We start from the raw sequence: 22,857 nt of genomic DNA, 5'->3' as shown, positions 1-22,857 counted from the left end.
CGATCCGCGTGACTTCGTGCTCACGCTCGGTTCTCCTCCGGGGGGTGTGCTGTGTGCGGCGGAGTCCTTGGCGCGCGACACCCAGTGAACATGAGCTAGTTAACGCCGTCAACTGAATGTAACTTGGAGATCCGAGCGTGAACGGTGTACGGTCGCTTCATGATCGGAGGAAACGAGGCGGCTGATGCCACGGCAACCGCTGCGGAGATCGCACGGTTGGCGGGCGTGACGCGTGCCGCGGTGTCCAACTGGCGCAGGCGTCGTTCGGACTTCCCCGCGCCCGTAGGCGGTACCTCGGCGAGTCCTTTGTTCTCGCTCACCGAGGTACGGCAGTGGCTGGAAGGGCAGCGCGACGGGCGAGAGGTCAGCGGGGAGGTCCGGCTCTGGCAGGCGCTGCGCTGCGCTTACGGCGAGGACATGGCGCGGGCCCTGGCTGCTGTCGGGGAGTACCTCTGGGGCAATATGGAAGAGCTCCTCGACCAGGCCGCCCGAGAGGCGGTGGACGGGCTGGTCGCCGACCGGAGGCCCACCGAGGTGATGGATGCTCTGGTCGCCCGGCTGCTGGATTCCACCGCGCGCGCCGCGTTGGACGGGGCCTCGACACTGCGGCTGGCTCGCGCGGTCCGAGAATTCGCCGGTGAGACTGCGGGCACCGTCTTTGACCCCGCGTGCGGCATCGGCTCGCTCCTCGTTGCGGTGGGCGGCAGTGCGGTCCAGAGCAGACTGGGGCAGGACACACAGGCAGATGCGGCACGCGTAGCCCAGGTGCGTGCGGCCTTGGCCGCCGCAGGGGAGGCGGCGCCGGTTCAGATCGTGGCAGGCGACTCGTTGCGGGCTGACGCGTTCCCCGATCTCCGCGCAGACCTGGTTGTATGCGAGCCGCCGACCGCCGTGGCCGACTGGGGCCGCGAGCAGCTGCTCATCGATCCGCGCTGGGAAGCGGGGGTGCCCTCGCGCGGGGAGAGCGAACTCGCCTGGCTTCAGCATTGCTACCACCACACGGCACCCGGCGGGCGAGCCGTGGTGGTCCTGCCGGCATCGGTTGCCCATCGTCGCTCCGGTCGCAGAATCCGTGCGGAGTTGGTGCGTCGCGGCTGCGTCACCGCAGTGGTGGCTCTACCGCCCGGCCTCGCCGCCAGTCATGCACTTCCGCTCCACCTGTGGCTGCTAAGTCGTCCCTCCAACCCTGGGCGGGCGGCGGAGACCGTACGCATGGTGGATCTCAGCGCCAACAGCCCGGACGGACCGTGGGACCCTCAGCCTCACCAGAAGGCGGAGGTGCAGCTGATCGATCTGCTGGACAACGAGGTGGACCTCACGCCCAGCCGCTACGTACGCGAGCCGGAACCCGACTACGCGGTGGAGTACGCCAAGCTGCGCGAGGACCTCGACACGCGCCTGAGCCGTCTGCGGGCGCTGCTTCCCGAGCTGCCACCACGTGGCCCGGCCGACGCCCTGGACGATGGCGTCCCGGTGGCCGTGAGCGACCTATTGGCCGCCGGCCTGGTCAACCTGGAAGGTGACGAGCTCACCTCAGCCAGCGACCAGCTGGACCCCGACTACGTGCGTGGATTCGCCAGCAGCGCGGAGAACGTCCGTCGTAGCACATCCTCCTCGGGTACGTTCCGAGCGGACCTGCAGGCGGCGCGCCTGCCCCGCATAGAGGTTGAGCGACAGCGCCGCTACGGCGACGCCTTTCGCTCGTTGGGCGCGTTCGAGCGCGAACTCGCCGAACTCGCCAGCATGGGCGACCGGGCTGCGCGGCTCGCCCGCGACGGCCTCACCGGCGGCGCACTCGATCCGCCGGCGACCCGTGACGGCGGGAACCCTGAACACCAAAGCACGACGACCGACGGAGACGCCGCAGTGGGGCAAGAGGACGGGACACTTTGAGTAAGAACCAGGAACTGGCCGATTTCATCTGGTCGGTAGCCGACCTCCTGCGCGGTGACTACAAGCGCTCGGAGTACGGAAAGGTCATCCTGCCGCTGACGGTGCTGCGCCGGCTGGACTGCGTCATGGCCCCGACCCGCCAGGCGGTGTGGGACCGGGCGGCCTCCTACACCGGGGAGAACAAGGACGGACTGCTGCTGGCAGCGTCCAAACTCAAGTTCTACAACCTGTCCGAGCAGACCTTCGACACGATCAGCAGTGACGCGGCCAACGTGGCGAAGAACCTCAAGGACTACATCCGGGGATTCTCCTCGGAGGCCACCGAGATCATCAACCGCTACGAGTTCCACCTCCAGATCGACCGACTGGACAACGCCGACCTGCTCTACCAGGTGGTGCGGAAGTTCGCCGGCCTGGACCTGAGCTTCGAGGCCGTGGACAACCACGACATGGGCTACGTCTTCGAGGAGCTGATCCGCAAGTTCGCCGATGCCTCCAACGAGACCGCCGGTGAGCACTTCACCCCGCGCGAGGTCATCGAGCTGATGGTCGAGCTGCTACTCGCTCCGGACGACGACCGGCTGAACGGAGAGGGTCAGGTCGTCAAGATCCTCGACCCGGCCTGCGGCACCGGCGGCATGCTCTCGGCAGCTGAAGAGCACATCCGCAAGCTGAACCCGCGCGTGCGCGTCAACCTGTTCGGACAGGAGCTGAACGCCGAGTCGTACGCGATCTGCCGCTCCGACATGCTTCTGAAGGGCCACACAGCCAAGAACATCCGCTTCGGCAACTCCTTCAGCCAGGACGGCCACGACGGCGAGACCTTCAACTACATGCTCGCCAACCCGCCCTTCGGCGTGGAGTGGAAGAAGGTCGAGAAGGTCGTACGCCAGGAGCACGAGGACCGCGGATTCGACGGCCGCTTCGGAGCCGGCCTGCCCCGGATCAACGACGGCTCGCTGCTCTTCCTGCAGCACATGATGAGCAAGATGCAGCCGCTCAAGAAGGACGACGCGGGCGACGAGGTCGGCGGCACCCGCCTTGCCATCGTCTTCAACGGCTCCCCCTTGTTCACCGGAGGCGCGGGGTCGGGCGAGTCGGAGATCCGCCGGTGGATCATCGAGCACGACTATCTGGAGGCGATCGTCGCCCTCCCGGACCAGCTCTTCTACAACACCGGCATCTCCACGTACTTCTGGATCGTCACCAACCGCAAGCCCGCCGACCGCAAGGGCCGTGTGATCCTGCTCGACGCTCGCGACCAGTGGACCAAGATGCGCAAGTCTCTCGGTGAGAAGCGCAAGAGGATGACTCGGGACCAGATCGGGCACATCTGCGCGACCTACCGCGACGCGCTCAGCATCGCCGGCGACGAAGGCCATCCGGATCACACGCGGGTGAAGGTCTTCGCTAACCGAGACTTCGGCTACCAGCGCATCACCGTGGACCGGCCACTCAAGCTCCGCTTCGAGCTGACCGAGGACAGCCTCGCTCAGCTCGGTGCGTCGGCCGCCGTGAAGAAGGCGGTCGGGGGCGACGCGGCGGTCGAGCTGTTGCTGGCCGCGCTCAAGCCGCTGATCGGATCGCAGTGGTCCACAAAGGCTGAGGCATGGGAAGCCCTGCGGACGGTGATGGTGGCCGGAGGCGTGCTGTGGCCCTCAGCCGCGCCCTTCCAGAAGGCCCTCCGTGACGCCGTGGGAGTGACCGACCCTGAAGGCGAGGTCCAGCTCATCAAGGGCAAACCCGAGCCTGACCCCGACCTGCGCGACAACGAGAACGTACCGCTAGGAGAGGACATCGACGAGTACCTCGCCCGCGAGGTGCTGCCCCACGTTCCGGACGCCTGGATCGCGGAGACCCGCAATCCGAAGACCAAGGAGGTGGAGCGGTTCAAGCTGGGATACGAGATCCCCTTCACGCGCCAGTTCTACGTCAACACGCCGCCGAGGCCGCTCACGGAGATCGACGCGGAATTGAAGTCCCTTGAGGCTGAAATCCAGGCACTGCTGGGCGAGGTCACTAATGGATGAACAGCTTACAAGCGGGAAGCTCCAGCATGTGCGTCTCGGGTACCTGTGCCGCTTGCAGACTGGTTTGACGGTCGACGGAACGCGGGAGCTTGATGGCGACGTGGTGACGCGGCCGTATCTGAGAGTCGCGAATGTCCAAGCCGGTCACCTGAACCTTGATTCGGTTTCGAACATTACCGTTCCGCGTGCGATGGCAAAACGAAGTGAGCTTCGCTCCGGTGATGTCCTCATGACCGAGGGTGGTGATCTCGATAAGCTTGGGCGCGGGACCGTTTGGCGAGGGGAGTTGGATGGCTGTCTACACCAGAACCATGTATTCGCCCTTCGAACCAATCCGGAGCGGCTCGATGCGAGGTACCTGGCTTGGGTTACTCAATCCGGCTACGGTAGGAGCTATTTCGAGAGTACGGGCACCAAGACGACCAATCTGGCATCTACAAACAGCAGCAAGATCCTAGATTTTAGGATTCCCTTGCCGGAACTGAGCGAGCAGCTCCGCATTGCCGACTTCCTCGATGCTGAGACGGCTCGCATTGACCTCCTTCTGAGCAAGCGCCGGCAGATGAGAGACTTGATGGCGCTAAGGAGGGAACGCATCACCGAGCAAGTACTCGGTCTCGAAGAAGGCCACAGTACGCGACTTGTACCCCTTAAGTATCTTGCGCGTGACGTTTCTGTGGGGATTGTGGTTACGCCAGCCAAATGGTACGTCGACGATGGCGGTGTACCTGCACTGCGAGGGCTCAATGTCCAACCCGGTCGCATTCTTTCCGAGAGTCTCATTCGCATTAGCGATAAGGGACACGCGGAGAATCGGAAATCAAGACTCAATGCCGATGACGTGGTGGTAGTACGTACCGGTCAAGCCGGGGCTGCTGCTGTTGTTCCTCGTGAATTTGACGGAGCGAACTGTATCGACCTAATTATTGTCCGCTTGGGCAATAAGCTCGATCCACGCTATGTGACCTACGTCCTTAACTCGGATTACGCCAAGGGGCAGGTCGGGTTGAATTCCGTAGGGAGTATTCAAGCGCACTTCAATGTTGGCGCTATGAAGCAGCTCCCTATCCCCGCTGCCTCACGCAGCGAGCAGGCCGCGAAAGTTGCGATCCTCGATCGAGAAATTGGTTCAATGGACGCACTTTCTGAGCGTTTGTCGGCACAGGATCGGTTGCTCACGGAACGCCGGCAGGCGCTGATCACCGCTGCCGTCACCGGTCAGCTCGACGTCACCACCGCCCGCCCCGCGCATGACCGCGACTTCTGAGGGGGATTTCAGATGAACGACGCCCGCGTATACACCGAGAAGGCATTCGAGAACGCCGTGGAAGCGGCGCTGCTGCGCAGCGGCTGGCAGCGCGGGCTGTCGAACACCTACGACCGCGCCCTTGGCATTGATACCTCCGAGCTGGCCGCGTTCCTCGGTGCGTCGCAGAACGACGCGTGGCTGGCGCTTCAGGCCGCCTACGGCGAGGACGAGGAGCAGGCCATCGGCCGGTTCGCCAAGCGGGTGGTGCGGGAGATCGACTCGCGCGGCCTGTTGGACGTGCTGCGTCGGGGCGTGAATGACCGGAACGTGAAGATTCAGCTTGCGTACTTCCGTCCCGCGCACACCCTCGCCGCCGACGCTCTGGACGAGTACGACGCCAACCGGCTCACCTTCGTGCGTCAGTTCCACTACTCCGCCGCGCGCCCGGCCGACAGCCTCGACATGGCGTTCTTTCTGAACGGACTGCCCGTCGCGTCGGTGGAGTTGAAGAACGGACTGACCGGCCAGACCGTCGAGGACGCCAAGCGGCAGTACCGCCGCGACCGCGACCCGAAGGAACTGTTCTTCGCCAAGCGCAGCCTGGTCCACTTCGCGATCGATCCGACGCTGGCATTTCTGACGACCCGCTTGGCCGGCGACGCCACCCGCTTCCTCCCCTTCAACACCGGCTCCGGTGGCCCCGGCCAGATCGGCGGAGCCGGCAACGTCCCGGCCTCGACCGATGGGAAGTACCCCACCTCGTACCTCTTCGACGAGGTATGGGCCCGGGACAACTGGCTGGAGCTGCTGCAGCGGTTCCTGCACGTCGAGGACGCTGCCGCGAAGGCCGGCCGGGCGCCGTCCCACAAGCCGGGTAGCGCGCACACGCAGCCGTTGATCTTCCCGCGGTTCCACCAATGGGACGCAGTGCGCAAGCTCATCGCACACGCGGCCCGCCATGGGGCGGGGGAGAACTACCTGATCCAGCACTCCGCCGGCTCGGGCAAGTCCAACACCATCGCCTGGCTCGCACACCACCTGTCCAGCCTGCACACCTCCCACGACCCCGGTCGGATCGCGCCTGCCGCGCTTGCCTCCGGTCTGGGGGCGAACAAGCTGGTCTTCGACAAGGTCATTGTCATCACCGACCGGCGGGTGCTGGACAAGCAGCTCCAGGACACCATCTACCAGTTCGACCACAAGGCCGGCGTGGTCGTGCGGATCGATGAGAACTCCCAGCAGCTCGCGGACGCGCTGACCGGGCCGACGGCCCGGATCGTGATCACCACGGTGCAGAAGTTCCCCTTCGTCCTGGACAAGGTTGCCGGGCTGGGCGGCCAGCGCTACGCGGTGATCATCGACGAGGCGCACTCCTCGCAGGGTGGCGAGAGCGCGGCGGCCCTTAAGAAGGCGCTGGGACGTCTCGGCTCGGACGCGGTGGACGAGGACGGCGACCCGCTGACGGCCGCGGCCCTGGCGCGCGGCAAGCAGCCGAACCTGTCCTTCTTCGCGTTCACGGCCACCCCCAAGGCGAAGACGATCGACCTCTTCGGCACGCCCTACGCCAATCCCGGCTCGGGGGAGCAGGAGAAGGGACCGTTCCACGTTTACTCGATGCGGCAGGCCATCGAAGAGGGCTTCATCCTCGACGTGCTCGGCAACTACATCACCTACGCCACGTACTTCAAGCTCCAGGAAGCTGCCGCTGAGGAGGCGGAGCAGCAGGTGGACCCGCGCAAGGTGCGCTCGCGGCTGGTGAGGGCCGCGCTGATGTCGGAGGCGTCGATGGCCTCCCGCGCGAAGATCATCGTCGACCACTTCCGGTCGCACTCCAGCCCGCGACTCGGCGGCCGGGCCAAGGCGATGGTCGTCACCTCCGGCCGTGACCACGCCGTACGGCTCTACCAGGCCATGCGGGCCTACATCGACCAGCGGGGCTTCACCGACTGCGGCACCCTGGTCGCGTTCTCCGGGGCACTGACCCTCGACGGGATCGAGTACACCGAGGCCAAGCTCAACGGCTTCCCCGAACGCGAACTGCCGGCACGTTTCGGCTACACCCGCGCGGACGACCCGAACCCGCCGTCCGTCCCCAAGCCCGAGTACCGCATCCTCGTCGTCGCCGAGAAGTACCAGACCGGCTTCGACCAGCCGCTGCTGACCACCATGTACGTGGACAAGGTCCTGGTGAAGCTGGCCGCGGTGCAGACCCTTTCCCGGCTCAACCGCACCCACCGACTCAAGACCACCGAGGACCTGTTCATCCTCGACTTCGCCAACCGGCCCGAGGACATCGAGCAGGCCTTCCAGCAGTACTACGAGGCGTCGGTCAGCGAGCCCACCGACCCCAACCTCCTGTTCGACCGCGAACGCGAGGTGATGGCCTACCAGCTCCTGGTGGAAGCCGAGATGGACGCCTTCGTCACCGCGTACTTCGCAGCCTTCCAGGGCGGCTCGGCCACCGACACCGCCATCATGAAGGCCCATGCCCGCCTCTACGGCTACCTGCAGCCCGCCTTGGACCGCTTCAACGCCCTGAACGCCACCGAACCGGACACCGCCGCCGAATTCCGCCGCGCCCTGGACTCCTACACCAAGGCGTACGGTTGGCTCTCCCACGTCATCGGATTTGAGAACCTCGAACTGGAACGGCTTTACCAGTACGGACGCTTCCTGCTGCGCCGCCTGCCCGCGCCCGCCCGCAGCGCCGGCGCCGACATAGGGACGGCCGCCCCGAGTCACATGCGCATCGCTCAGACGGGCACCCCGGAGCTGCGCCTGGAGGCGGCGGGCGCGCAGGTACTGCCTGGCCTGGTACCCGAGGCGGCCGGAGCGGTGGCCGAGGCGGAGGAGATGTCGCTGGCCGAGGTGATCCAGTCCGTCAACGAGGAGTACGGGACCGGGCTGTCCACCACCGACCAGATCCTGCTCGGTCAGCTCGTTGTCGCCGTGAGTGAGGACCCCGAACTCCGGGCCATCGCCCTGCACCAGGACCAGGACGTCTTCGGAGGGGAACTGGAGAAAGACCTCGACCGGATCGTCATCGACCAGGCGGCGTCCAACGACGCCCTGATGGTCCGCTACTTCGACGACGCCGACGTCAACCGCCTGTTCAAGCAGGTCGCGACCCAGCAGGCGTACCAGCTCATCCGACGCCCGGTCCGACGCGAGGCCGAGCGCCGGGCCACCGAGCAGCGGGCCGCCGAGCTCAAGTCGTCCGGAAGCCGTCGGGCGGAACCGCCGACCGCATAGCCTGTGCTCTGCAGCACGTCAGGCAAGAGGCCGAACGGGGTGGTCACGCTCCGACCACACAGAGAGGGTCCTCGCATGGTGCAGGGCGGCACGCCGAGCTTCGACGCCGGCGTACCGGCCCGCGTGATCGCGGGCCGGTACCGGCTGCACACACCCATCGGCGCGGGCGGCATGGGCGAGGTCTGGCAGGCGTACGACGAACGTCTGGACCGCCGTGTCGCGGTCAAGATGATGCTGGCTGAGAGCCCGGTCCCGCCCGGGTTCCAGGGCGCGGCCTTCGAGGAGACCCTGCAGACCCGCCGCGCCCGATTCTTGCGTGAGGTCCAGATCACGGCCGGCATCGAACACTTGGGTGTGCCGGCCGTCTACGACACCGGAACCGACGAGGCCAGTGGACGGCTGTTCGTTGTCATGCAGCTCCTGCAGGGACGCGAACTGCAGACGTTCATCGACGAGACCGACTACGAAAGCGAGACGGTTTCGGTCTCCTGGGCAGCGGCCGTCGGTGCCCAGATCGCCTCCGTCCTGGACACCGTCCACCGTCACGACGTCGTGCACCGCGACATCAAGCCGTCCAACCTGATGCTCACCCCCGGAGGCGTGGTCAAGGTCCTCGACTTCGGCGTCGCCGCCCTGCGTGGAGTCGGCACCCTGCCCCGGCTCACCCAGGTCGGCATGACCGTAGGCACCCCGCCCTACATGTCCCCCGAACAGAGCCTGGCCAACGCCGTCGGCCCCGCCGCAGACGTCTACGCCCTCGCCTGCGTGCTCCACGAAATGCTCACAGGCAAGCCGCCGTTCACCCCCGACGACAGCCGTTCCCACATGTGGCACCACGTCCACACCCCGCCCCCGTCCATCCGCACCGTGCGCCCGGACGTGCCGGTCGACATTGAGAAGCTCCTGCTAGCGATGCTCACTAAGGAGGCCGAGCAGCGCATGGACGCGATGGAGGTCTACGACACTCTCCTGCCCTTCGTCCATGCCTCCACCGGTGTCCCTGCCGCGACCGACGAGGGCATCCTTGACCCCCGTCTGCCGTTCCTGCGGCCCTTCGGCGGTCGGGCGCCCAGCCCCAGTGTCGCCCCCTCGTACACCCCCACGGTCGTGGTTCCCTCGCCGCTCGGGCCCCCGCCGGCCGCCGCACCGCAGAGGCTCGAGCCAGACCCCGCCGCACTGACCGAGCAAGAGGCGGACGGGGTCTCCGACAGGGCAGCGCGACTGGCTCAGGATGGCCAGTTCACACAGGCGGCCGACACACTAACCGAAGCTATCGCGAGAGCCGCTGACCCGGAGCTCAAGGAAGGCATGCAGTTCAGCCTCGCCCAGGTGAAGTTCCTGGCCGGAAGCCACCGCGAGGCCCTCGCGCTCTTCGAGCCGCTCGCCTGCCACTACACCGACCGCTACGGCGGCCACGACGAGCAAGCTCAGCTGTGCTGGTACTACGCCGCGCAGTGCCGGATGGAACTCGGCGAGGCCACCGCCGCCATCCAAGCCTTCGACCGCGTCGTGGAGATGACGCCTGCTTCCGATAGTGAGGACGCAGTCAATCGCCACCTGGATGCCCTCGCACGGCTCATGGGCCTGCATGCAGCGGCGGAAAACCTTCCCCAGGTACTAGAGATCGGAGGTCGTCTCCGGTCGGAAACCTCCCAGCTACGGGGAAACGACTGGCCGGGGCTGGCGCAGATCGACGCCTATCTCCGCCGCCTTCGCCAGGACCTGGGCTAATCGGCTGGGGGAAGATCTATCGCGCCATTGATCGGCCCCGCGCCTTGGAAGCTAATGGATCAGTAGACCTCGGTCTCGCCCCGGGCACCAGGCTCGCCGACCGGATCGCCGCCTATACAGGTGCAGTTAGAGAATGGGTCCCGAAGAATCGACCGTGCTTTGCAGCAGGGGGGTAACGGATGGTTAGAAAGACAGTCGAGATTGAGTACGAAGAAGGCATGCAGCTTGGGCGATCAAGAGACGGTGATGGCGCATCGAGCCCAAATCTGTTCACCCCCGGCTCGAAAGGGGTAAAGGGGCAAGTCAAGATTTATGACATTGGCGAGGGTGAAGGGGATTTGCTGACGGACTCGCCGCCGGTCGTCTGCGTCGCCAGTGAGTATGGGGCGGATTCCCGAGGGCGGGAACGCTTGGAGCCCGAGGAGATAGTCGAGCTCCTGGCTATTCTCGTCGAAGTTGCGGAGAGGGCTGCGCCACGCCTCAAGAGATGGTGGAATGATCAGCTCCGCCCGTTCGTGAAGTCGACGCGCAGCAGACTTGCCCGGACTGGCAAGGATGAAAGTCGAGCCATCACGCCTGAGTCGTCCGCCCTGGTTGAATCTGTTTCTTCAGAGGATTTGCGAGAATTGGTTGCCGAACTCGAAGGGTATAGAGTCGCCATGCGCGGCGTGGAGGCGCGCGAGCGATTCGTTGCAGCTCTATTGGCCAGGCTGTTTAGTGAAGAGCAGTTCAGAATTCTACGCAATGCGCGGATCGAGGATGAAGATGGCTCTTCGCGGCTGAGTGGCGTATTGGAGATGCTCACGCCCAAGCAGATTGAGGACAGCATCACGCTGATGCTTGAGGCCAATCCGTCGTTGCTCGACGAAGCGAAGCTGGCTGAAATCTGGAAGATCGTCGGAGGAATCCAAATCGAGCGGCTTTTTCCGATTGAGATGCGAAACGATGGAAAAGGTGCTACGTCTGACTGACGATGGAATTCGGTCCTACCGTCGAATCGCTGAGACCCCATACCTGCGCTTCTGCAGTGCAGTGCAGTGCAGTGCCGACGTCGAGCGGCGGCGAATCCGAGTATTCTTTCCTGTCTATCTTGAACGGAAACGCCGGTCTTTGACATGTAGATTCTTGTGCGTATCACCTGTCGGAACTAGCTACTGTGAGGCAGGCACCCCGGAGGTCAGGGCAGCGACGAGGGCGGCAGTGGGCACGGCAGCCGTGAGTGTTTCTGATTTAGCTGCTTCGTGGTAGGCCACAAACCGCATGCCATTGGTCTGCAGGCGGTTGTAGTAGTAGCAGTCGCTGTTTGCTCCGAAGGCTGCTGGCTGCAGCTTGACCAGCGGGGCAAGTGGCAGTGCGCCGCCGCCCTCGCGGGAGACGAGGTATAGGCCGTCTTCCTCCAGAGCCAGGTTGCTCGGGAACTGCTCCTGTTTGAACGGAGTGTTTGGGCCAACGGCCAGGTCCACCTCATGGTGGAATACCCCGTTCCTAATCCGAGCCCCACCAGCGCGCACGAGAGGAAAGTCCAGCCAGCCGGCACCGATCAGGTTACGCAAGGTGTGCACGTGGCCGGTTAGGATGCCGAGCTGCTCCCTAAGGGAGTCCTCGCTGGTCGCACCCGAGTGGCCACTCCATGTGTTGCGTAGATGGATCACTTCTCCGAACAGCTTCGTGATGTCGGTGCTCAGGAGGGTATCCATGAAGTCGGGTGGCGCGTCGGCGAAGGTTGCCCGCACCCGTGCCTGCTCGTCGGTGTCGGTTCCGGCTACCGCGGTGCGGTACCTCTTGGTGAGGCGTTGCAGCACAATATGCCAGACACCGAGGCTGGCCCTTTCGGGGGAAAGCCCCACTTTACTGAACTGCGCAGCGAGGGCGGGGAGTTCCTGCTCGAGGCCTGAACGGTCTTGGAGAAGGCCTGACAGGAGGACAGTGGCGTGGAACTGAATAGTGGCGTCCCAGAAGTGGAACATCTGAGCGTGGCGGGCATGGAGGTTGCTGTCACCTTTGGATTCGTAGGCCCACAGGGCGCTGGCCATGGGGAAGGGCAGAGTTGCCGCCCATTGGGCTAGGTCTGCCGAGGGGATGAGGCGGCTCGCCTCCCTGTAGATATCGGAGCGCTTCCTGGGGTCGTTCCAGAGCTCTCGGCGCGAGTCGACAAGGTGACGGCGGGCGGCGCCCAGAGCTCGCTCTGTGCGGGCCATGTCGCGCTGGACAGACAGGTCCGGCAGGGCGATCAGAAGGTCGTCTGCCATGCGCCAGGCTTGGGTGAGATTGAAGCCGCGAGGGCTGACGTAGCTGTCGCTGCCGGAACTGGCGGCCGCCGAGCGCAGTTTCCGGCCTAGTGGGGAGTTGAGCCAGCCTGCGAGGTAGTCGGCGTCGGCGTGCTTGTCTCTAGTCTGGACAACGAGGATGCGGTTGTCGGGAGCGACTTCCGCCGGATCCCCGGTTACTGCGTCCAGGTGCGGTTCGATGGGGAGGATGAGTGCTGGCTCTCCTGAGGCGGATGACAGTATGGCCGGGCGGTCGGCTGCTTTGGCTGAGGGGACGTAGCAGATGTGCTGAGCGAGCTCGGTCAGACGGGCGGTCTTCCAGCCGTGTTGGGTGAGGTCGCGCAGCGCGCGCGGAGGTCGGTCGGTTCGGAAGACGCGGTCTACATCGAACATCGTGAGCTGTGAGTTCGCCACGTCGCTCACGTCCGGTGGCGTTGTGACGTAGCGGGCATTGCGCCACGTTTCGATGGAGGACGTGACCGGCACCAGTATGGTGAGCGACGGCACATGGCCCTGCCCGGGCTTGCCGATGGCTGCAGTGGTGTCGTGCATGACGCTGACTCGACGGAATGAGAGATCACTCGCCGAGGCTGTCCTGCTGTAGGGCGTCGGCTTCGGTTGCTTCAGGCTTCGTGACAGCTCATCTAGGGCCGCGTCGCTGATGGTACGGCGCTCAAGCCGGCGTGAACGCACGTCCTCGTAAAAGCCGCGGAGGTCGATGAACTGAACCTTCCGCCGACGCGCCTTGGGCTTACCGTTGGAGAAGACCAGGGCGAACAGCCGGATGCTTGTGTTCGCGCTGAGTCCTTCGGGCAGAGCGACCACAGCGTCCAGGAGATCTTGCTCCAGCAGCCAGGTACGTATCGCGCTGCCGCCCGTGTCAGACAGCGGCCCTGTAGCGGTGAACATAATCCCTCGGCCGCCACCGTCCGCCGGGTCTCGAAGCTTGCTTAGCAGGATCTGGGCGAACAGCAGGGAGGCATTATTGGGCTGCGGCAGACCAGCGGGGAATCGTCCATCCAGGCGCTCAGCCTCAGCTGAACAGGACGCTAGGCTGCTGTGCCACGACATGTTGTATGGGATCTCGGCCACCGTGTAGTCGAACTGGCGGCCGGGGAAGGCGTCCTCTTCGAGAGAGTTTGACAAGCTGAATGCGGCGTCCGCTCCGACAAGGTAGGCGTGTGCCCGGGCGCGCTGAACGGTGGATGAGCTGATGTCCTGGCCGGCGATGCTGACCGGCACGCCTGTCTGATCTGTCAGAGACTCGGCGACATCGAGCGCCAGAGTGGCGGACCCGCACGCCGGATCATAGAGATGCAGCGCATCCGTGCGGCCTCCGCGCTCGTAAGAGGTCAAGGTAGCTTCGGCGACCTTCACCAGAGACGCGGAGGTGGCAAACTCGTCGTGTTGGTGCACAGGGCGCAGCAACGTCCTTGCGTAGCGCCTGATCTGTGCCGGGGTGTAGGTCTGTAGCAGCTCCTGTTCGCCTTCTAGCGTCGGATCCAGCGCAGGGTTGAGCTTCCTCACACGCTGGGCTGCAAGCTGCATGATGTCGATTTCGGGAGCTGGCAGGCCGGTGGCGCGGGTTCTCCAGTCGACGGCATTCCACAGCAACGAGTCAGCCAGTTCATTAGAGGAGAGCCGGCCTCGGAGGGAGTCGAAGAGTCTCCACAGGTGCTGGTCAACTGTCTGCTGCTCGTCCGTCACAGAGCCCCCCGAGGGTGTAGGTGCGGGGCCCCGGGTGACCGGAGCCAGTGCGCTGGCTGTGTGTTCCACTGTAAGGGGGGCAACTTACCGAAAGTATCGGCTGCGTGGATGCGCTGTTGGGCCGCCGCTGAGTTGGCAGTGCTCGTGGACCTGATCTGACCTTGCTCAGACCTGATGACGTGCGAGCTGGCATCTCTCTACATGTGAATCCCGGCTACGCCAACCGGCGAGTGCATCGGATCCTTGGAGCCTCTGAACATCGCGCCGCCGGAGGAAGACCATGGCTCCCCACCCGCACCACAGCCCCAGTCGGGATCAGAAGCTCGACGACGCTGGGGCGGATCGGCCGCGCGTATCCGCGTCAGATCCGGTGGGCCGTTTCCATGTGGCGCGACAGCGAGGTGGAAGGCCCATTGCGCTGTCGGCGTGGCGCATTACAACGGCGGACCTAGCGGTCGCTGACGCTGTGGGTGGGCTCTATGGAGGTGTGCCGCAGCTGTTGGACACAGGCGACGAGCATGTCGTCGAGGTCCTGACTCGCCACGATCACATCTCTGTCTTGCTGGGTGGCTGCGGGGCCGTCTCGCTTCGCATGGTGATGCGCGGAGCTGGTGAGACTTTCCATGTCTGCGACGGAACTAGGCTCTTGGAGCCGAGGGGCGCACGTGGATCGCTGTGTGGTTGTCCGGCGAGCCTGGCTGATCGCAAGGGGGCAGCCCAGGCAGGCCGCGGGCCGACACCTGAGGTCCGAATCGGCTTCCGGCTGGCGGACCTTCCCGAGCTGGGTGTGTTCGACCTCGTATCGACTTCGTGGGAACTCGCTGCCGAGCTGCCCGAGTTGGCTGCCGCCCTGGACACGGCGGCTGTTCCGGTCGTGGGTGTACTCCGGTACGGACTGGTGGAGTTCACAACGCGCTCCGGGATCGCCGTGAGCTACAGGCGGCCGATAGTTGAGGTCGGCAGGACCCAGGTCCTCGTCCGGGATGCTGTACGACTTGCGGCGTGACGTTGGTCCGCTGGTTGTCGGCTTCGCGCAGGTGGGGCCCCGAATTTAATCGGTGGTGCCGTGTCCTGGGGTGGGGCTATGGTTCTGCTCGTTCCAGGGCGCGGCTGTGTCGCTGCCCAGGGCATGGTGTTGGTTCGTTGAGAAGAAGCAGGAGGTGAGGACATTGATGACTGTCACGGTGACGGGCTCTGCCCGCATTCAGGAGTTCATCGTTCCCACCCCTGTGGTCTCCGGCTGACACCCACTCGATCCGCGCGCTTGGAGCGCGCCGCCGGGGCCACCCTTCGAAGGGTTTCCCCTTGTTCAACGCTTCGCTCCACCCGTCTTCCTCTTCCGCTGTCCAGCATCCGCTCGCCGTCTACGGCTGGGACGAGGGCTGGGAGGCCGAGTTCGCCCCGTATGCCGCTCAGGGTCTGGTCCCGGGCCGGGTTGTCCGGGTCGATCGCGGCCAGTGTGATGTGGCCACTCCTGACGGCGTCGTCCGTGCCGACACCGCGTTCGTCGTTCCCCGTGACCCGATGAAGGTCGTGTGCACGGGGGACTGGGTCGCCGTCGATCCTGAGGGCGGTGATCCGCGGTACGCGCGTACGATCCTGCCTCGGCGGACCGCGTTCGTGCGGTCGACGTCGTCCAAGCGGTCCGAGGGGCAGGTGCTGGCCACTAACATCGATCACATCGTCATCTGCGTGTCGCTCGCGGTCGAACTCGACCTCGGGCGGATCGAACGGTTCCTCGCGCTCGCGATGTCCAGTTCGAGCGGTGAGGCACTGCTGCGTACGTCGGCGGACTCCTGGGAGTCCGGCGCCCAGCCCGTCGTCGTGCTCACCAAGGCCGACCTGGTGCCCGACCCGGTCGCCCTGTCGTACCTCGTGCAGGACGTGGAGACCACCGCGCCCGGAGTCCCGGTCCTGACCGTCCGCGCCAGGGAGGGCGAGGGCGTCGCGGAACTCGCCGGCCTCCTCGGGCGGGGCACCACCGTGCTGCTCGGCGCGTCCGGCGCCGGCAAGTCGACGCTCGCCAACGCCCTGGTGGGCGAGGACGTGATGGACGTGCAGGCCACCCGTGACATGGACGGCAAGGGCCGGCACACCACGACCACCCGCAATCTGCTGCCGCTGCCCGGCGGCGGCGTCCTCATCGACACACCCGGACTGCGCGGTGTCGGCCTCTGGGACGCAGGCGCCGGCGTCGGCCAGGTCTTCTCGGAGATCGAGGCGATCGCCCGGCGGTGCCGCTTCCACGACTGCTCGCACGAGCGCGAGCCGGGGTGCGCGGTGCTGGCCGCCGTCGACGACGGCGAACTGCCCGTGCGCCGGCTGGAGAGCTACCGCAAGCTCGTCAGGGAGAACCAGTGGATCGTCGCCAAGTCCGACGCCCGGGCCCGCGCCGGCATCCGCCAGGACTGGAAGCGCAAGCAGGCCGAGGGCCGGGCGGCGGGCGACGCCAAGCGCGGACACGGGCCGTGGCGGCCGGCCCCGCCCCGGTGACCTGGCCGCCTCGGGTGACCTGGCGTCCTGCGGCGACCTAGGGCCTTTCTTTCGGATCAGGCCGGCTCCGGTCCGCGGGACTTGCCGGCGTGGCCGAGCGGGGTCGTGGGGGCCCCTCCCGCTCGAGCGAAGCCGAGAGTGGGGGAGCGTGCAGCTGCAAGGCGGAGGAGGGCGGCAACGCGGTGGGGGCACCCCCGGCCGGAGGCTGGGGGACGTTGACAACCGACGACAACGCGGCTGGGGGTCCCCCCTCTGGGGGAGTGCGTGCCAGGCCCCGTGACCCACGGCAAGATCCGAAAGAGAGGCCCTAGGCACCGGCGGCGGTCAGGGCCGTGTCCGATTCCCGCCAGCACGATCACGGCCGCGGGCGAAGACTGGGAAGCATGGAACCCATGACGGACCAGGACACCAGGTACGAGGCGGTGCGCAGCCGGGACGCCAGGTTCGACGGTGCGTTCTTCTTCGCGGTCGAGACGACCGGCATCTACTGCCGGCCCAGCTGCCCCGCCGTGACCCCGAAACGCCGCAACGTGCGCTTCTTCCCGACGGCCGCCGCCGCGCAGGGCTCGGGCTTCCGGGCCTGCCGGCGGTGCCGTCCGGACGCCGTACCCGGCTCCGCCGACTGGAACGTGCGCGCCGACGTCGTGGGCCGGGCCATGCGGCTGATCGGCGACGGCGTCGTCGACCGGGAGGGCGTCCCGGGCCTCGCCGGACGGCTCGGCTACAGCGCCCGCCAGGTGCAGCGCCAGCTCACCGCCGAGCTGGGCGCGGGCCCCGTCGCCCTCGCCCGGGCGCAGCGCGCGCACACCGCGCGGACCCTGCTCCAGACGACCGGCCTGCCGGTCACCGAGATCGCGTTCGCGTCCGGGTTCGCCAGCGTGCGCCAGTTCAACGACACCATCCGGGCCGTGTACGCGGCCACCCCTACCGACCTGCGGGCCGCCGTCCGCGCCTCCCTGCGGGCGGCCACCCCGAGCGCCGGGATCCCGCTCCGCCTCGCCCACCGGGGCCCGTACCGGGCGGGCCCGGTGTTCGACCTGCTGGCACACGAGGCCGTGCCCGGGGTGGAGGAGGTGAGCGGTCCGCCCGGCGGCCGCACCTACCGCCGCACGCTGCGGCTGCCCCACGGCACCGGGATCGTCGCCGTCGACGAGCGGACCGGCGACGCGGGACGCCCCTCCGCCGTCCATCCCGGCGGCTGGCTCGACGCCCGCCTCAGCCTCACCGACCCGCGCGACCTGACCACCGCCGTCCAGCGGCTGCGGCGGCTGTTCGACCTGGACGCCGACCCCTACGCCGTGGACGAGCGGCTCGGCGGCGACCCCCGGCTCGCCCCGCTGGTCGCCGCCCGCCCCGGCCTGCGCGCGCCGGGCGCCGCCGACCCGGACGAGTACGCCGTACGGGCCCTGGCGGGGCGGGCGGCCGCCGCGGACCTGGTCCGGGGCCACGGCAAGGCCCTCGACGCGCCCTGCGGCACCCTCACCCACCTCTTCCCCGAACCGGCCGCCCTCGCCGGCGGCCCCGGCCCCGTGGGCACCCTCGCGGCGGCGCTGGCCGACGGCACCGTCCGCCTCGACCCGGGCGCCGACCGGGACGACGCGCAGGCCGCCCTGCTCGCGCTGCCCGGCCTGGACGCCCGTACCGTGGCGGCGATCCGGGCCCGCGCCCTCGGCGACCCCGACGTCGCGCCGCCCGGCGCGGACGTCCCCGACACCTGGCGCCCCTGGCGCACCTACGCCCTTCACCATCTGCGCGCTGCGGAGGAACCCACCCCATGACCGCCACCGAGTACCCGACGTACTGGACCACCGTCGACAGCCCCCTCGGCCCCCTGCTCCTCACCGCCGCCCCCGACGGCGCCCTGACCTCGCTCTCCGTACCCGGACAGAAGGGCGGCCGCACCGTCCAGGACGACTGGCGGCACGATCCCGGACCCTTCCGTGCCGCCGAGGAGCAGCTCGCCGCGTACTTCGCCGCCGAGCTGAAGGAGTTCAGGCTGCCGCTGCGCGCCGAGGGCACCGCGTTCCGCGAGCGCGTGTGGGACGCCCTCGACACCGTCCCCTACGGGGCCACCACGACATACGGCGAGATCGCCGCCCGCATCGGCGCCTCCCGCCCCGCCGTCCGCGCCGTCGGAGGCGCCGTCGGCGCCAACCCCCTGCTCGTCCTGCGCCCCTGCCACCGCGTGATCGGCGCGGACGGCTCGCTGACGGGGTACGCGGGCGGGCTGGAGCGCAAGACCCGGCTGCTCGTGCTGGAGGGGGCGCTGCCGCTGCCGCCGTCCTCCCTCTGAGGCGCCCCGAGGCCCCTGAGACACTGCGCACCCGCGCGGAGACACCGCACACCCGCGCGCCCGGCCCCTTCAGCCCCACAGCTCCGCCCCCACCCACGCCCCCACGATCAGCAGGCAGGTGTACAGCTCCGCCAGCACGCTCCAGCCGCCCGAGCGCATCGCCGTGCGCAGGGCCGCGCGGGCCTCGCCGGAGCCGCCGAGGCGGAGGCGTTCGGACAGGTAGATGCCGCCCATGAAGCCGGGGACGGCGCCGATCACCGGTACCAGGACGAACCCGAGGAGCGCGCCGGCCCCCGCGTACACCGCCATCCGGGGGGTCGCCCCGGAGGCGCGCAGCCGCCGGGGCGGCAGGGCCCAGCGCACCACCTGGCTCAGGAGCAGCGCGACGGTCGCCCCGACGAGGATTCCCCAGGCCACCGGCCGCGGGTCCTTCAGCGCCCACCACAGGACCGCGGCCCATACCAGCCACGACCCCGGCACCCCGGGCACCAGCACTCCGCACAGGCCGAACAGCAGGACCACGCCGACCAGCAGGAGTTCCCACACTCCCATCTGCCCAGCGTGCCCGAACCGGCGAGAACCCGCAGGTCAAGCAGGTCCCGGCAGGCTCATTGCTCCCGGGCCACCCAGCCGCGCTCGTACGCGTGCCAGCCCAGCTGGAGCCGGGTCGACACCCCCGTCAGCTCCATCAGGCCCTTCACCCGGCGCTGTACGGTCCGCAGCCCCAGGTCGAGCTGTTTGGCCACGCTCGCGTCGGTGAGCCCGGCCAGCAGCAGGGAGAGGATCTCCAGGTCGGTGGGGTCCGGGCCATCGGGAGCCTGCTCGGCCACGCCGTCCGCGCCCAGCCGCAGCGGCAGCGCGTCCCGCCACACCGACTCGAACAGGCCCGAGAGGAGTTCCAGCAGCCCGCTGGCGTGCACCACCAGCGCGGCGGGCTCCGCCGAGCGGCCGGTCAGCGGGACCAGCGCGAGCGCACGGTCGGCCACCACCAGCTTCGTCGGCACCTTGTCCACGACCCGCACCCGCTCGTCCCGGCCGAGTGCGGCGGTCAGCTCCTTGATGCCGTCCGGCTGGTCGAGCACCGCCCGTTCGAGGACCACGCGGTAGCGCACCCCGCGTTCGGCGGCCTGTTCCTCCGCGTCGTTGTCCGCCCCGGGTACCGCCACCGGGGTGCCGGTGACCAGCGCGCACACCTCCTCGCTCGCCCCGAGCTGGATCTGGAGGAAGCGCTGGGTGACGGCGGCGGCACCGGTCACCACCTCGACCAGGTCGTGCACGGACGGTTCGGCCGCCGCCGCCCGGTACTCCTCGGCGAGCAGCACGGTCGCCAGCTCCGCCTGCTCCAGCTCGTGCCGCCGCTGGGTGAGCAGCGCGCCCAGCGCGACTCCCGGCGGGGCGGCGACCCAGCGGCCGGGACGCCCCGAGGACTGGGCGGCGAGACCGTGCCGCTCCAGTCGGCGCAGCGCGCGTTCGGTGTCGTGCTCGCCGAGCGCCAGCCGGCGCGCGAGATCGGGCACGTCGGCGGCGCCCACGGACACCAGCGCCCGGTACGCCGCCTCGTGCGTCCCGTCGAGCCCGATCGCTCCCAGCATCGCCGTCGTCCCTCCTGCACGTCGTTCTTCGTCGTGGCGCGTTCGTCGTGGCGCGTTCGTCGTGCCGTGTCTCGTCGTGCCGTGTCTCGTCGTGCCCTGGCGGGAAGCCGCCACGGCGCATACCCGCCGCGGTACATCGTCGCCGTACCCGTGGTCACTCTGCCAAGGTGTGGCCACGGCAGGAAGACATGATCATCCGCGATCGGCGGCGATCATCCACGGACCTCCGGGCCATCCGAACAGCGGATCTCCGGGAACGTCCGGCACGCCGGCCTCGCCGCACGGCGGCCGAAGGCACCCCGGAACGTGGTCCGGGCTCATGACGCGCAGGGGCGCATAGGGGATGTGGGTCCGGGTCACCTCAAGTCGCCGGACGGTCCTCCCGTGGGGGGTGGGACCGTCCGGCGACTCATTTCGCACTGGTGTCCATCACGTCACTCGACCCGCTGTTCGACAGCGCATCCCGGGCCGCATTTTCCTGATGCCCCGTTTTCAACCGGCCCGTGCGGTGGACAATTGGGGGCATGAGCCAGCAGGGGGGAAGGCCCACCGGTCACGAGGACGACTGGTGGGGGCAGCTGTACGACGACTCCACCGCGGACACGGGCCCGGCGCCCACCGCCGACTCCCTCGACGACCGTTTCGCCTCGGCCTCCGGAGCGGTGCGCTCCGCGGGGCCGGACGGCGAGACGGGCGCGGGGCCGGCCCGGGCGGGGGGCGCGGTGCCGGAACCCCGCGCGGAGAACCCCGTACCCGGCGGGCCGACCGACTCCGACTGGTGGCGGGCGCGGGACACCGCCCCCGGGGCACCGCCCGCCCAGGCAGCGGTGCCGCCACCCCGCGACCCGATCGGGACCCCCGGCGGGAGCCCGAGCGGTGCGGCCGGCGAGCGGGACGACCCCCTCGGTTCCACCGCGGAGCGCGGTCCCGGGCGGGGCGGTGGGTCCGGTACGGGGCAGGGCGGTGAGTCCGGTCCGGAGCGGGGCGACGAGCCCGGCACAGGGTGGGACACCGGGCCGGGCACGGGGTGGGACGCCCCCGTACCCCCGCGCGCCCCCTGGGAGCCCCCGCCGGACACGCCCCCCGGCCCCACGACCGTCCCGCCGGGCCCCCTGCCCCCCGGCTTCAGCGGCTCCACCCCCTCCGCCCCCTCCACGCCCGCCGCGCCCTCCGTCCCCGCACCCCCGCAGACTCCGCCCCTGGTCCCGTTCGCCCCCACCGCCTCCGCCATCGGGACGGCCACCCCGGCCACCCCCGCGGCGCCGGCGCCGGAGCCCGCCCGCACCACCACCGCCCTCGACCTCCCCACCCTGAAGCGCGCCCCCGAGGGCGCCCCGAAGGCGTACGTCGGTTCCGGACCCCCCACCTACGACGCCGAGCCCACCGCCCTGCCGGCCGCCGACCCGGACGACCTCGACGACCTGGTCGCCGACACCGTCCTGGACGGCGCACGCTACGGCGCGTGCGCGCTGCGGGCCGCCTCGGTGCGCGGGGACTCCGCGCGGTACCGCGGCGAGCCCCGCCGCGACTCGCTGCTCACCGCCCGCTTCGGCACCGGAGACCAGGCGCTGGTCCTCGTCGCGATGGCGACCGGCGCCCGCGCGACACCCGGCGCGCACCGGGCCGCCGCCGAGGCCTGCCAGTGGATCGGCCGTGCCGTGGGCCGCAGCCACGTCCGGCTCGCGCAGGACATGAGGGCCGCCCGGCGCGGCGACCTCAAGTCCGGGCTGCACCGGCTGACCGACCGCAGCCTCGGCCGGCTCCGCGCCAGCGCCGCCGAACAGGGCCTGGAACCCGAGGAGTACGCGGCCACCCTGCGCTGCCTGCTGCTGCCCGCCGACCCCGACTGCCGTACCCGGGTCTTCTTCGGCGTCGGCCCGGGCGGACTGTTCCGGCTGCGCGAGGGCGAATGGCAGGACCTCGAACCGCGGGTGGGCGAGATCGCGGGCGGGCCGGTCGTCGGCTTCGGATCGCTGCCCGCCGAGACGCCCGAGGGCGACCGGCTCACCATGGACCTCGGCATCCCCACCCCGCCGAACCCCTACGAGGAGCCCCCCGAGCCGCCCCGCGAACCCTTCCGCTTCCGGGCCTCCGTGGCCCGCCCGGGCGACACGCTCCTGATGTGCACCGGCGGCCTCGCCGAACCCCTGCGCGGGGAGCCGGAGCTGTCCAGGTACCTCACGGGACAGTGGTCGGGCCCGAACCCGCCCGGCCTGGCCGCGTTCCTCGCCGACACCCAGGTCAGGGTGAAGGGCTACGCCGACGACCGGACGGCGGCGGCCGTCTGGGAGGCGTGAGGGCGCCGCCGCGGCCACTGTGGAGGGAGCGAACCCGACGAGACCGAAGGGGT

Annotated in this window: 14 protein-coding genes; 11 read left to right on the top strand and 3 right to left on the bottom strand. The window is 68.6% G+C overall.

The genetic code is table 11. From position 1 onward, the window contains the following. The first annotated feature begins 159 nt into the window (after positions 1-159). The 6 genes from IE275_RS20330 to IE275_RS20305 all read left to right on the top strand — a co-directional run bounded on the left by IE275_RS20330 (position 160) and on the right by IE275_RS20305 (position 11,126). Positions 160-1,893 (top strand): HsdM family class I SAM-dependent methyltransferase, encoded by a 1,734-nt coding sequence (locus tag IE275_RS20330; RefSeq protein ID WP_229870386.1) that lies wholly within the window; start codon positions 160-162, stop codon positions 1,891-1,893. Then, positions 1,890-3,923, top strand: a complete 2,034-nt coding sequence (locus tag IE275_RS20325) for a type I restriction-modification system subunit M (RefSeq protein WP_189712756.1) — start codon at positions 1,890-1,892, stop codon at positions 3,921-3,923. The genes IE275_RS20330 and IE275_RS20325 overlap by 4 nt, the downstream gene beginning before the upstream one ends. After that, positions 3,916-5,190 (top strand): restriction endonuclease subunit S, encoded by a 1,275-nt coding sequence (locus IE275_RS20320; protein WP_189712755.1) that lies wholly within the window; start codon positions 3,916-3,918, stop codon positions 5,188-5,190. The genes IE275_RS20325 and IE275_RS20320 overlap by 8 nt, the downstream gene beginning before the upstream one ends. Before the next feature lie 12 nt (positions 5,191-5,202). Continuing rightward, the gene (locus IE275_RS20315) at positions 5,203-8,424 is read left to right on the top strand and encodes a type I restriction endonuclease subunit R (RefSeq protein ID WP_189712754.1); all 3,222 of its coding nucleotides are present in this window, start codon (positions 5,203-5,205) and stop codon (positions 8,422-8,424) included. Positions 8,425-8,499: 75 nt separating this feature from the next. Beyond that, positions 8,500-10,155 carry a serine/threonine-protein kinase gene (locus IE275_RS20310; RefSeq protein ID WP_189712753.1) on the top strand — a complete coding sequence of 552 codons (1,656 nt, stop codon included), beginning with the start codon at positions 8,500-8,502 and terminating at the stop codon, positions 10,153-10,155. 179 nt (positions 10,156-10,334) lie between these two features. Further along, a complete protein-coding gene (locus IE275_RS20305) occupies positions 10,335-11,126 on the top strand; it encodes a hypothetical protein (RefSeq protein ID WP_189712752.1) in 792 nt (263 codons plus the stop codon). A gap of 180 nt (positions 11,127-11,306) precedes the next feature. Here the strand turns inward: IE275_RS20305 and IE275_RS20300 are convergent, their stop codons facing one another. Further along, the gene (locus IE275_RS20300; protein WP_189712751.1) at positions 11,307-14,129 is read right to left on the bottom strand and encodes an HsdM family class I SAM-dependent methyltransferase; all 2,823 of its coding nucleotides are present in this window, start codon (positions 14,127-14,129) and stop codon (positions 11,307-11,309) included. A gap of 280 nt (positions 14,130-14,409) precedes the next feature. Here IE275_RS20300 and IE275_RS47245 point away from each other — a divergent pair, with 280 nt between their 5' ends. The 4 genes from IE275_RS47245 to IE275_RS20285 all read left to right on the top strand — a co-directional run bounded on the left by IE275_RS47245 (position 14,410) and on the right by IE275_RS20285 (position 18,915). Beyond that, positions 14,410-15,135, top strand: coding sequence for a recombination directionality factor (locus tag IE275_RS47245; protein WP_373299259.1), 726 nt, complete (start codon positions 14,410-14,412; stop codon positions 15,133-15,135). 299 nt (positions 15,136-15,434) lie between these two features. Then, on the top strand, positions 15,435-16,622 hold the full coding sequence (gene rsgA, locus IE275_RS20295) for a ribosome small subunit-dependent GTPase A (protein ID WP_189712750.1): 1,188 nt from the start codon (positions 15,435-15,437) through the stop codon (positions 16,620-16,622). A gap of 392 nt (positions 16,623-17,014) precedes the next feature. Continuing rightward, complete coding sequence (locus tag IE275_RS20290; protein WP_189712809.1) at positions 17,015-18,400, top strand: DNA-3-methyladenine glycosylase 2 family protein; 1,386 nt, start codon at positions 17,015-17,017, stop codon at positions 18,398-18,400. Next, the gene (locus tag IE275_RS20285) at positions 18,397-18,915 is read left to right on the top strand and encodes a methylated-DNA--[protein]-cysteine S-methyltransferase (protein ID WP_189712749.1); all 519 of its coding nucleotides are present in this window, start codon (positions 18,397-18,399) and stop codon (positions 18,913-18,915) included. The genes IE275_RS20290 and IE275_RS20285 overlap by 4 nt, the downstream gene beginning before the upstream one ends. 69 nt (positions 18,916-18,984) lie before the next feature. Here IE275_RS20285 and IE275_RS20280 read toward each other — a convergent pair whose 3' ends face one another. Together IE275_RS20280 and IE275_RS20275 are read right to left on the bottom strand one after the other, a co-directional pair. Next, a complete protein-coding gene (locus IE275_RS20280; RefSeq protein ID WP_189712748.1) occupies positions 18,985-19,467 on the bottom strand; it encodes a DUF456 domain-containing protein in 483 nt (160 codons plus the stop codon). A 56-nt stretch (positions 19,468-19,523) separates the two neighbouring features. Next, a complete protein-coding gene (locus IE275_RS20275; protein WP_189712747.1) occupies positions 19,524-20,507 on the bottom strand; it encodes a helix-turn-helix transcriptional regulator in 984 nt (327 codons plus the stop codon). Positions 20,508-21,031: 524 nt separating this feature from the next. Between IE275_RS20275 and IE275_RS20270 the strand changes: the two genes are divergently transcribed. Beyond that, positions 21,032-22,804: a PP2C family serine/threonine-protein phosphatase gene (locus IE275_RS20270; RefSeq protein ID WP_189712746.1), complete on the top strand. Its 1,773-nt coding sequence runs from the start codon at positions 21,032-21,034 to the stop codon at positions 22,802-22,804. Positions 22,805-22,857 lie beyond the last annotated feature (53 nt).

The sequence above is a fragment of the Streptomyces phaeofaciens genome (assembly GCF_014648915.1).
GTDB classification, from domain to species: Bacteria; Actinomycetota; Actinomycetes; order Streptomycetales; family Streptomycetaceae; genus Streptomyces; species Streptomyces phaeofaciens.
Note: the sequence above shows the minus strand (reverse complement) of the source record. Positions and strands in the feature narration are given on the sequence as shown.